Origin of the sequence: Paraburkholderia sp. A1RI_3L (assembly GCF_048957895.1) — a bacterium.
GTDB classification, from domain to species: Bacteria; Pseudomonadota; Gammaproteobacteria; order Burkholderiales; family Burkholderiaceae; genus Paraburkholderia; species Paraburkholderia kururiensis.
Genome location: NZ_JARCHA010000001.1, coordinates 723872 through 735658, shown reverse-complemented (window position 1 = coordinate 735658; position 11787 = coordinate 723872). Strand labels below are relative to the sequence as shown.

Sequence of the window (11787 nt, the reverse complement as noted above, 5' to 3'; positions counted from 1 at the left end):
GCCCGACGGCAGCGCTCAGGAAGGATGCCAGGCACGCCGCCTGCGAGGCGTCGCCACGCGTGCACGCTGGCGGTAAGCCTCGAATCGGCGTGCTAGGATAAAAGTTCCTTCCAGCCGGAGCCGCATCATGGAAGACGTCACCTACACCAAAGGGATCTACACGGCCACGGCCACCGTCCGTCCCGCGAACAGCGGGCACTACCAGGGCGTGGTCTCGCTCGCGCGCGACGACGGCGAGGAACCGGAAAACGTGCTCTACGAAGTCGAGACAACTTCCGCCACGGCCAACGAGGCGCTGGAAGAAGCCAAGGCGCTCGCGCATCGCATTCTCGGCGAGCTCGAACTGTAGGGCCGCTCGTGGGCCCGGGTCGGGTGCCTGATTCAGGTGTCCAACCCGGGTGCCGACTCAGGTACCCGCTCGCGTACCGACCCAGGTGCCGACTCAGGTGCCGAACCCGGGGCCTACCCAGGCGACCCAGGCAGGCATCCAACCGCTGGAGGCGATCATGGCCGATCAGCTCTTTCTCTATGGCGTCTACGCCATCCACGTCCGTCCCATCGAACTGCAAGGCGCGCGCTGGGACGCGGAGTACGAAATCCGCCATCAGGACAAGGCCGTGCAGCCGTGGACCACGGTGGGCGGCGACAACGGCTATGCCGACGCGGGCGAGGCGGTCGAATTCGCGCATCGCCAGGCGGTGGCCGACATCGAGCACGGCGCCGGCATTCCGAAACCGCGCGTGTTTCCTTGACGCGGTGACGTTTCATCGAGGCCGGGCCGCCGGACCGGAGGCCCGGCGCGACCACGCCGCTGGCACACGATCCAGGTAGCACGGGCCGCCGCCGTGCTACGCTCATCCGCGTTTTCATCCCTCAGCGAACGCAATGGCAGACGACACGTGCGGCGAGGCCCGTCCCGACGAGAGCGGCAACCATAGCGGCAACAGCGGCCGCAGTGGCAACGGCAGCAACAACGGCCGCAGCGAAATCCGCAGCGAAGCCGACAACGAGCCCTGCCCCGTCACGCCCGGTGAAGAGGACGCCCACGCGGCCAGCACGCGCCCCGCGAAGCGCTGGCGCGACGGCCGGCGCGTGGCATTCGGCTCGCGCGTGATCATCGCGCACGGCATGCCGCTGCCCTTCTGGCAGGACCTCTATCACAGCGCGCTCACCGTCAGTTGGCCGATGTTCTTCGGCGCGCTCGCGGCGCTCTTCCTGCTGCTCAACACCGGTTTCGCCGTGCTCTATGAGTTGAACGGTGTGGGCATTGCGAACCAGAATCCTGCCGGGTTCGCCGGTGCGTTTTTCTTCAGCGTGGAAACACTCGCCACCGTGGGCTACGGCGACATGCATCCGGCGACGGTCTACGCGCACGTCGTCGCCACGCTGGAAATCTTCTGTGGCATGTCGGGCATCGCGCTCGCCACGGGGCTCGTGTTCGCGCGCTTTTCGCGGCCGCGCGCGAAGATCATGTTCACGCGCTACGCCATCGTGCGGCAGCTGGAAGGCCGCACCACGCTCATGGTGCGCGCCGCCAACGCACGCCAGAACGTGATCGCCGAAGCCAGCGCGAAGCTGCGGCTCATGCGTCGCGAAACCATGCCCGAGGGCTACACGCTGCGACGCATCCACGATCTCAAGCTGATCCGCGACCAGCATCCCATCTTCCTGCTGGGCTGGAACCTGATGCACGTGATCGACGAAACGAGCCCGCTCTACGGCGAAACCGCCGAATCGCTCGTGCGCCAGAGCGCATCGCTGCTCATCATGATCGAAGGCTCGGACGAGTCCACCTCCCAGACCATGCAGGCGCGTCATTCGTGGGAAGCCCGCGATATTCGCTGGGACCATCGCTATGTGGACCTGATAACGGAAGTGGATGGCGTCAGCCATATCGACTACTCGCGATTCCACGACGTCGTGCCACTCGAGGCGCACGAACTGGCGCCTGCCGATCAGGCTTGACCAACGGTAACGGCAGCAGCGCCGAACCGGCCACCAAATTGGTCACCGACCGCAGCACCGCCGGCAGCACCCGGCGCAGCGCCTGACCGCATTACCACCGCCCTGCGGCAAATCCCTCTCAAATCGCGGTGCAATCGTCCGACTCGTTGCGACATTGCACGCACAGCCCGCCGAGATAGCAAAAACATTCCTCAATCGGCGCGAAAAAATAAGGTCTCTTCTCGCGCGGTGCGGCCATTGGTCACAGCGCGCGACTCGCATAACAAGGAGACGCTTCATGACCGCCCGTCTGCCCGACGAGAGCCTGCCGCCGAACTCGCCCGAGCCGCCCACGCCGCTTGCCGACTACCGCCTGACCGACAACCTCGCCGCCACGCGCGGCCGCATCTTCCTGACCGGCACGCAGGCGCTCGTGCGGCTCGCGCTCATGCAGGCAGCGCTGGACCGCGCCGCAGGCCTGAACACTGCGGGCTTCATCAGCGGCTATCGCGGCTCGCCGCTCGGCATGGTGGACCAGCAGCTGTGGAAGGCGAAGAAGCTGCTGGACGGCGCAGGCGTGCGCTTTTTGCCCGCCATCAACGAGGAACTGGGCGGCACCGCCGTGCTCGGCACGCAGCGCGTGGAAGGCGACCCGGAGCGCAACGTCGATGGCGTGTTCGCCATGTGGTACGGCAAGGGCCCCGGCGTGGACCGCGCGGGCGACGCGCTCAAGCACGGCAACGCCTACGGTTCGTCGCCGCACGGCGGCGTGCTCGTGGTGGCGGGCGACGACCACGGCTGCGTGTCGTCGTCCATGCCGCATCAGAGCGACTTCGCGATGATGGCGTGGCACATGCCCGTCGTGAATCCCTCGAACATCGCGGACATGCTCGAATTCGGCCTGTACGGCTGGGCGCTCTCGCGCTTCTCGGGCGCGTGGGTGGGCTTCAAGGCGATCTCGGAGACGGTCGAATCGGGCTCCACGGTGGACCTCGACGCGCTACACACGCACTGGCCCGCGCCCGCCGGCTTCGAGCCTCCCGCAGGCGGCCTGCACAACCGCTGGCCCGACCTGCCGAGCCTCGCCATCGAAGCGCGGCTCGCCGCGAAGCTCGACGCCGTGCGCCACTTCGCGCGCACGAACAGCATCGACCGCTGGATCGCGCCCAGCCCGCACGCGAACGTGGGCATCGTGACGTGCGGCAAGGCGCATCTCGACCTCATGGAAGCGCTGCGCCGGCTCGACCTCACCGTGAGCGATCTGGACGCCGCTGGCGTGCGCATCTACAAGGTGGGCCTTTCGTTCCCGCTCGAACTCTCGCGCATCGACGCGTTCGTGTCGGGTCTGACCGACGTGCTCGTGATCGAAGAAAAAGGCCCCGTGGTCGAGCAGCAGATCAAGGACTATCTCTACAACCGCGACGCCGGCGCTCGCCCGCGTGTGCTCGGCAAGCACGCTGCCGACAGCGCGCCGCTGCTTTCGGCGCTGGGCGAGCTGCGTCCCTCGCGCATCCTGCCCGTGTTCGCGGACTGGCTCGCGCGGCACAAACCCGCGCTGGACCGGCGCGACCGCGTGGTGGATCTCGTCGCGCCGCAGATTCTCTCCAACGAAGCCGACGGCGTGAAGCGCACGCCGTACTTCTGCTCGGGCTGCCCGCACAACACGTCGACGAAGGTGCCCGAGGGATCGGTGGCGCAGGCCGGCATCGGCTGCCATTTCATGGCCTCGTGGATGGACCGCGACACCACGGGCTTGATCCAGATGGGCGGCGAAGGCGTGGACTGGGCCTCGCATTCCATGTTCACGAACACGCGCCACGTGTTTCAGAACCTGGGCGACGGCACCTACTTCCATTCGGGCATTCTCGCGATTCGCCAGGCCGTGGCGGCGAAGGCGAACATCACCTACAAGATTCTCTACAACGACGCCGTGGCCATGACAGGCGGCCAGCCCGTGGACGGCAGCATCTCCGTGCCGCAGATCGCGCGCCAGGTGGAAGCCGAAGGCGTGTCGCGCTTCGTCGTGGTGAGCGACGAGCCCGAGAAGTACGACGGCCATCACGGCCTCTTTCCGAAGGGCACGACGTTCCACCATCGCAGCGAAATGGACGCCGTGCAGCGCGAATTGCGCGACACGAGCGGCGTGACAGTGCTGATCTACGACCAGACCTGCGCCGCCGAAAAACGCCGCCGTCGCAAGAAAGGCGAATTCCCCGATCCCGACCGGCGCCTTTTCATCAACGAGGAAGTCTGCGAAGGCTGCGGCGATTGCGGCGTGCAGTCGAACTGCCTATCCGTGGAGCCGGTGGAAACGGTGCTGGGCCGCAAGCGCCGCATCGACCAGTCGTCGTGCAACAAAGACTATTCCTGCGTGAACGGCTTTTGCCCGAGCTTCGTGACGATCGAAGGCGGCAAGCTGAAGAAGGCCGCGGGCGTCGCATTCGACGTGGACGCGCTCGCCGCCCGCGTGAACGCGCTACCCGTCCCGGCAACGAAGCTCGACGCCGCGCCCTACGACATCCTCGTAACCGGCGTGGGCGGCACCGGCGTGGTGACGGTGGGCGCGCTCATCAGCATGGCTGCGCATCTGGAGGGCAAGAGTGCATCGGTGCTGGACTTCATGGGCTTTGCGCAGAAGGGCGGCTCGGTGCTCTCGTTCGTGCGCTTCGCCGCGCGCGACGAGTGGCTGAACCAGGTGCGCATCGACACGCAGCAGGCCGACGTGCTGCTCGCCTGCGACATGGTGGTGGGCGCCAGCGCCGACGCATTGCAGACGGTGCGCCACGACCGCACGCGCATCGTCGTCAACACGCACGCCATTCCGAACGCGTCGTTCGTGCAGAACCCCGACGCGAACCTGCACGCCGACGCGCTGCTCGCGAAGATGCGTCACGCGGCAGGCAACGGCCGGCTCGACGCCTGCGACGCGCAGGCACTCGCGAGCCGCTTTCTCGGCGACACCATCGGCGCAAACATTCTGATGCTGGGCTTCGCCTGGCAGTTGGGGCTCGTGCCGGTTTCGTTCGCGGCGCTCATGCGGGCCATCGAACTCAACAACGTCGCCGTGCAGGCGAACCAATTGGCGTTCTCGATTGGCCGTCTCGCCGCCGTGGACCCGGCTGCGCTGGAAGCGCTCTGGCAGGCGCGTCACGTCGTGAAGGCGGAGTCGCGCGTGGAAACGCTCGACGAAATCGTCGCGGACCGCGAAGCGCGCCTCGCAGCCTACGGCGGCACGCGGTACGTTCAGCGTTATCGCGCGCTCGTGGATGCTGCACGCGCCGCGGACCGCACGACGGATCAGGCCGTGAGCCGCGCGGTGGCCACCACGTTCTACCGGCTGCTCGCGGTGAAGGACGAATACGAGGTCGCGCGCCTTCACACGCAGGCGGCGTTTCGAGAAGCATTGGAAGCGCAGTTCGAAGGCGTGGCGGGCCGCGACTTTCGCGTGAAGTTCAACCTGGCGCCGCCGGTTCTCACTCATGGAAAGCAAGCCGGCCATGAAACCGCACCGCGCAAGATGCAGTTCGGCGCGTGGCTGTGGCCGGTGCTCGGGCTGCTCGCGAAGGGTCGCCGGTTGCGCGGCACCGCGCTCGATCCGTTCGGCCGCACGCTGGAGCGCCGCATGGAACGCGAACTCGCCGACGATTACGAAGCCACGATGCAGCGCGCGCTCGCGATGCTGGCCGCGAGCAACGCCAACGCCCACGCCAACGTCCGTTCAGAGGACATCGCAAAACTCGCGGCCCTGCACGCACGCGTGCGCGGCTACGGGCACGTGAAGCTCGCCAACCTCGCGGGCGTGAAGCGCAGCGAACGCGAACTGGCGGCACGCCTCGGCATCGAAGCGGCCACCGGCGAGCACGTGCAGCGCGCACTCCATCAAGCGAAGGGCGCGGGCACGCTGCGCGGCATTCCGGTCGTGGTGGCGAAGTGACCTGAAGCGCCAACGTCAATCGCCGCGCTGCGGGCTGCGGGCTGCGGGCTGCGGGCTGCGGGCTGCGGGCTGCGGGCTGCGGGCTGCGGCTAGAGCGTATCGTCTTTCCAGTCGATGTCGCCGCACAGCACGCCCAGACGTTCACCCACCTGCACGGCCACGGAAAGCGTCACGCACGGAATGGCCTCGTTGATCGAGAGATACGGCTTCGTCACGTGCACGCGGCCTGGCTCGCTGATCGCCGCGCGGAAGTAAGGGCGGCGCAGCCAGTTGGCGCCCTGCGCGTCGGAGAGCGGCAAGAAACGCGTCTCGTGCTGCGCGCGGTCCACGCGCAGCACCACGTTGCTGCCGGCCTGGCGGCCGTGCGAGTCGAGCAGGAAGCAGCGCGCCGCGTCGTCGAGTGCAAGGAAGTTCCAGCACACTTCTTCGAGCGGCTCACCCGCGCCCAGCCGTTCGGCCGCTCGCTCAAAAGCGCGCAGGTACGGCGCGAGCCGGCTTGCCGTGCGCCGCTCGCGCGCTTCGATCTGCAGGCGGTAGCGCTCCGTCACGTCGCCGATCACCGTGGCCGCGAGCGATGCGTCGGCAAGCCCCGGATGCGGCCGCGCGAAGAAGAAGCCCTGCACGAAGTCGGCCTCGCAGGCGAGCGCCAGTTGCGCCTCGTGCTCCGTCTCCACACCTTCGATCAGCACGAGCTTGCCCGCCTCGTGCAGCAGCGAGACAAGCCCATGCAGGATAGCCGCCATGTCTCGCCGCAGCGACGCATGCAGCAGCATGATGCGGTCGATCTTCACGAGGTCCGGGTTCAACTGCCACACGCGTTCCAGGTTCGAATGACCGGCGCCGAAGTCGTCGAGCGCGATCAAAAAGCCGCGCTCGCGAAACTCCTGCACGGACTCGGCGAGGCGTTCGATGTCGTCCGTACTTTGCTCGAGCACTTCGAGCACGATGCGGCGCGGCGGGATGTCGAGCCGCCGCAGGTTGGCGAGCAGCGCCGCGGCGTGATACGGCTCCGTGAGCGTGCCCGGATGCACGTTGAGGAACAGCCACTCGCGCTGCGCGCCGAGCAGCCTGAAGTTCTCCAGATGCAGCGCCTGGGCGAGCCGGTCCACCTGCAACACCTCGCCCAGGCGCGCGGCGGCCCCGAATACGTCCACGGGCGCCACGGGCCGGTCGAGGCCGTCGTGGGCGCGCAGCAAGCCTTCGTAGCCCACCGCCCGCATGTGCGAGAGGCTGAATACGGGTTGAAATACGCTCGTCAACGTCCAGTCGCCGTGCTGCGCGGCATAGCGCTGCATGCCGGATGCCATGCTCAGCTCGAAGCCGTGCGGCACGGCGAAGGTTCGTTCCTGTTGCTCGATGGTCATGCGTTCCTCTCGTGCGAGCCTCGTCGCCGGTGCGGGCGCGGCTTTCGCGCCGACGATGGCGTGCGGTCTCGCGATGTACGTCGTCAGGTACGAGTAAAGCAAGGTCCATGCGCACTGCGGCCCGCGTTCCGATGAACGCCGCATAGGCGGCTGCACCGGGGGCACGGCGTGTGCGTCGCGAGCGGGCACGCGTGCACGCGGCTGGTGCATCGGCAAGTGCGCTCCATGTTTCGTTTCGAGCGGCATTTCAAGCGTTTGCTGCACGCGAGGCGTGGCGCGCTGACGCGTCCGCCCACGGGGCGAGGCGTCACGGCCCCAGGCTACACTTCAGCCTCGTTGACTCATGCTGCGCACAAGAACAACGGCACTTCGGTGTCCTCGCGCACACAAACGATGGAAACCGTCTTTGTCGTCCTGATTCTTCTACTCGCGGTCGCGCTCTCCGGCGCCCTCGTCCGCGTGTTGCCTCTCAAGCTTCCCCTGCCGCTCGTGCAGATCGCTCTCGGCGCCGTACTCGCGTGGCCCCGGTTGCATGTGGACGTCACCTTCGATCCCGAAATCTTCATGCTGCTGTTCGTGCCGCCGCTGCTGTTCGGCGACGGCTGGCGCATTCCGAAGCGCGAATTCTTCATGCAACGGCGCGCGATTCTCATGCTCGCGCTCGGGCTCGTGTTCGCCACGGTGCTCGCGGTCGGGTATTTCATTCACGCACTGGTGCCGGCCATTTCGCTGCCGGTCGCGTTCGCACTCGCCGCCGTGCTCTCGCCAACGGACGCGGTCGCGCTCTCGGCCATCGCCGGCAAGGGCCGCATTCCCGCGCAGCTCATGCACATTCTGGAAGGCGAGGCGTTGATGAACGACGCGTCGGGCCTCGTCGCGCTGAAGTTTGCCGTAGCGGCCGCGCTCACGGGCGTGTTCTCGCTGCACGAGGCGTCGCTGAGCTTTCTCGTGATCGCGGCGGGCGGGCTTGCCGTGGGCATCGCCATCGGCTGGGTCTTCGCGTTCGCGTTTGCGCGCTTCTTCGCGCTGTCCGCGGACGGTGACCCCGCGCCCGGCGTCATCATGACCATGCTCGTGCCGTTCGCCTCCTATCTGCTCGCGGAGCACTTCGGGTGGTCCGGCGTGCTCGCCGCCGTGTCGGCCGGCATGACGATGAATTCCACGGACTTCGCCCACCGCGGCCCCGTCTCGGCGCGCGTGCGCGGCGCGAGCACGTGGACGATGCTCGAATTCGTGTTCAACGGCATGGTGTTCACGCTGCTCGGGCTCGAGTTCCCGCTCATCATCGGCAAGGCGCTCGTGGACGCGCATCACGCGGGCCGCGCGCAGTTCTGGCAATTGATCGGCTACGTGGCCGCGGTGCTCGCCGCGCTCTACGCAATCCGTTTCGTGTGGGTCTGGCTGCTGCGCTGGTTCGCGAGCCGCGGCGCGGCGAAGCACGGCGTGACGAACGCCGTGCCGGGGCTGCGCACCGTGGCGATCACCACTTTTGCCGGCGTGCGCGGCGCGATTACGCTAGCAGGCGCGCTTTCGCTGCCCGTCGCGCTATCCAGCGGGCAGCCCTTGCCGGGGCGCGATACGGCGATCTTCATCGCATCGGGCGTGATTCTCGTGTCGCTGATCGTCGCCGTGGTGGCGTTGCCGCTGCTATTGCGCGGCGTGACGTTGCGCGGCCGCGACCCGCACGCCGCTGAAGAACGCGCAGCGCGCACGCTCGCCGCACAGGCCGCCATTCGCGCGGTGGACCAGCAGCACGAAAAAGTCTGCGCCGATCTGGACGAAGCTGAGGCCGCCTCTGCCACCGATGTCGCCGCCCGCGTGATGGATATTTATCGACGGCGCCTTGCGACACTCGGCGACGACGACGTAGGCAAGCGCGCCGAAGCGCGGCGCGCGGAGGCGCTGGAATTGCAGATGCGGCTTGCCGCGATGCGCGCCGAACGCGCGGCGCTGCTCGCGCAGCGCAACGAACAGAAGATCAACGACGAGACGCTGAACAAGCTGATGCGCGAAGTCGACTGGTCGGAGACGGCGCTGACTTCGCGGGGACGCGGGCACGAGTGAGAACGGCGGACGTGCCCGTTGCGAGATGAAGGCTCATTGAAGAGATTCGTGCGGCGCCCGTGCCGCACGAATCCGGAAAGAACGGTTTAATTCAGCGCCTTAGGCCCAGAGCCTTAAACCCGGAGAACCTTAGGCCCAACGCCTTAAACCGCCGCCTGCTGCGCGGGCTTCCTGCGCAGCAGCGCGTAGAGAATGATGGCGCCGAACGTCGCGGTGCCAATGCCGCCCAGGCCGAAGTTGCCGAGCTTCAAAGAGAAGTCCCCCGCGCCCAGCACGAGCGTTACGGCCGCGACGATCAGATTGCGGTTGTCCGAGAAGTCCACCTTGTTGACCACCCAGATGCGCGCGCCCGTCACCGCGATCAGCCCGAACACCACGATCGAAACGCCGCCCAGCACCGGGCCTGGAATGGTCTGGATCACGGCGCCGAACTTCGGCGAGAAGCCGAGCACGAGCGCGATCACGGCGGCCACCACGAACACGAGCGTCGAGTAGATCTTCGTCACCGCCATCACGCCGATGTTTTCGGCGTAGGTGGTCACGCCCGTGCCGCCCGCGAAGCCCGACACCACGGTAGCCAGTCCATCGCCGATGAACGCGCGGCCGATGTAGCGGTCCAGGTTCTGCCCCGTCATCGCGCTTACGGCCTTGATGTGGCCCAGGTTCTCGGCCACCAAGATCACGGCGATGGGCGCAAGCAGCGTGATGGCGTGCGCATCGAACACGGGCGCCGCGAAGTGCGGCATGCCGAACCAGGCGGCGTTGGCCACCACGGCGAAGTCGATCGGCTTGCCCATGCCCAAGCCGTTCGTGACGACGGCATAGATCACGTAAGCGATGATCAGCCCCACCAGAATCAGCAGCCGTTGCAGCATGCCGCGCGCAAACACGGCCACGCCGCCCACGCACAGCACGGTGACAAGCGCCATCCACGAATCGAACGACGAACCGCTCACGCCCTTCACCGCAATGGGCGCGAGGTTGAGCCCGATCACGGCGACGATCGCGCCCGTCACCACAGGCGGCATCAGCGTCTCGATCCATTTCGTGCCCACCACGGAAACGATGAGCCCGATCACCGCGTACACCACGCCGCACGCCACGATGCCGCCCAGCGCGAGCGGGATGTTCGGATTCGGTCCGTGGCCGCTATAGCCCGTCACGGCAATCACGAGACCGATGAACGCGAAGCTCGACCCGAGATAGCTCGGCACCCGCCCGCCCACGATCACGAAGAAAATCAGCGTGCCGATGCCCGACATGAAGATGCAGAGGTTCGGATCGAAGCCCATCAGCAGCGGCGCGAGCACCGTGGCGCCGAACATGGCGACCACGTGCTGCACGCCCATGGCGAGCATCTGCGGCCAGGGCAGCCGTTCGTCGGTGGCGACCACACGGTGCGCGGCGCCGGGCTGGGTGCGCCAGCGCGGGAAGTAGGAATCGGACATCGCGATGGTTCTCCTCTTGGGGCGTTATGGTTGGACGTGGAGGGTCTTGCTCTTGCCGCGGCTTCGCTTCACGACGTGCGCTGCGCAAACGTGAGGCGCCCCGCGTGGGCCGCCCCGCGTGGGCGCGCCCCAGGCAAATTACGCGCGAGTGTACGAAGAGGGAATAGTGCTGGCAAGGCAATCACTCGAACGCCGGGGCGGCGAGCGTTGCGGCGTAGTCGCGCACGTCGGCGGGCCAGTCGGCCAGGAGGGCGTTGAAGCGGGCGGCGTCGCTCGCGTAAAGCGCGCGGGTGGCCTCCTCGTAGCCTGCCAGGTCGCCGGCCAGCGCGGTCATGAAGTGCCAGGCCGCCTCCTGCGCGGCGCGGACACGGTCTTTGTTGCCGTTCGCCGCGCGGGCGGCCTCCACGAGGCGGCGCAGCGCCACCGACGCGCCGCCCGGCTGGCCATTGAGCCATTCCCAATGACGCGGCAACAGTGTGACCTCGCGAGCGATCACGCCGAGCTTTGGCCGGCCACGGCCACGCGGGGTGGTGCTGGCGGGTGAGGTATCGGCTTGCGGGGTGTCGGATTGGGCGGATTGGGCGGGTCGGGCGGATCGGGCCGTGCCTGCGCTAGGCGGAGCTTCGTCTGCCCGCGCCGCACTGCCGGACGCCGCGCTCTGCGCGTCGAACCGTGCTTCAACCTCCGCCACTGTGCCACGCAGGTCGAACTCCACCTGTCGCCCGGAACTGTCGTCGAAGATCAGCAGCGGCGAGCGGCTGTCGGCGTGCGCCGCGTCCGCCCCCGTGCTGTCGAGCCATTGCCGGACCGCCGCCGCAACCTGCCGGGGCGCGCCGCCCGCAATGCGCCGGGTGCCTTCGAACGCCGTACAACTCGCCGTGCTGCTCATGCCGAAGCTCCTTGAGGGGTAGTCATCAGCGGCAAATTATATCCGGGTATAAATTAACTTTGCAATATCACCCGGGTTAAATTTTGATGTGCGGCGAAGCGTGCGCGGTACGACGTGATACGACGTGATACGACGTGATACGGC

At 67.4% G+C, this 11787-nt stretch carries 8 protein-coding genes; 5 read left to right on the top strand and 3 right to left on the bottom strand.

Features of this window, described 5'->3' with window-relative positions:
* Window positions 1-127 precede the first annotated feature (127 nt).
* From PXJ20_RS03495 to PXJ20_RS03480, 4 genes are all read left to right on the top strand, one after another.
* Window positions 128-349, top strand: coding sequence for a hypothetical protein (locus tag PXJ20_RS03495; RefSeq protein ID WP_017772506.1), 222 nt, complete (start codon window positions 128-130; stop codon window positions 347-349).
* Window positions 350-506: 157 nt separating this feature from the next.
* A complete protein-coding gene (locus PXJ20_RS03490) occupies window positions 507-752 on the top strand; it encodes a hypothetical protein (RefSeq protein ID WP_017772505.1) in 246 nt (81 codons plus the stop codon).
* A 133-nt stretch (window positions 753-885) separates the two neighbouring features.
* Entirely contained in the window at window positions 886-1965 is a 1080-nt protein-coding gene (locus PXJ20_RS03485; RefSeq protein ID WP_421030183.1) for an ion channel, read from the top strand.
* A 277-nt stretch (window positions 1966-2242) separates the two neighbouring features.
* The gene (locus tag PXJ20_RS03480; RefSeq protein ID WP_421030182.1) at window positions 2243-5878 is read left to right on the top strand and encodes an indolepyruvate ferredoxin oxidoreductase family protein; all 3636 of its coding nucleotides are present in this window, start codon (window positions 2243-2245) and stop codon (window positions 5876-5878) included.
* A gap of 89 nt (window positions 5879-5967) precedes the next feature.
* Here PXJ20_RS03480 and PXJ20_RS03475 read toward each other — a convergent pair whose 3' ends face one another.
* Window positions 5968-7242 (bottom strand): sensor domain-containing phosphodiesterase, encoded by a 1275-nt coding sequence (locus PXJ20_RS03475; protein WP_421030967.1) that lies wholly within the window; start codon window positions 7240-7242, stop codon window positions 5968-5970.
* A gap of 393 nt (window positions 7243-7635) precedes the next feature.
* Here PXJ20_RS03475 and PXJ20_RS03470 point away from each other — a divergent pair, with 393 nt between their 5' ends.
* Entirely contained in the window at window positions 7636-9306 is a 1671-nt protein-coding gene (locus PXJ20_RS03470; protein WP_026120981.1) for a Na+/H+ antiporter, read from the top strand.
* A gap of 143 nt (window positions 9307-9449) precedes the next feature.
* On the opposite strand, the gene PXJ20_RS03465 is transcribed toward PXJ20_RS03470, so the two are convergent.
* Entirely contained in the window at window positions 9450-10754 is a 1305-nt protein-coding gene (locus PXJ20_RS03465) for a solute carrier family 23 protein (RefSeq protein ID WP_017772500.1), read from the bottom strand.
* 181 nt (window positions 10755-10935) lie between these two features.
* On the bottom strand, window positions 10936-11643 hold the full coding sequence (locus PXJ20_RS03460) for a DUF2239 family protein (protein WP_421030181.1): 708 nt from the start codon (window positions 11641-11643) through the stop codon (window positions 10936-10938).
* Window positions 11644-11787 lie beyond the last annotated feature (144 nt).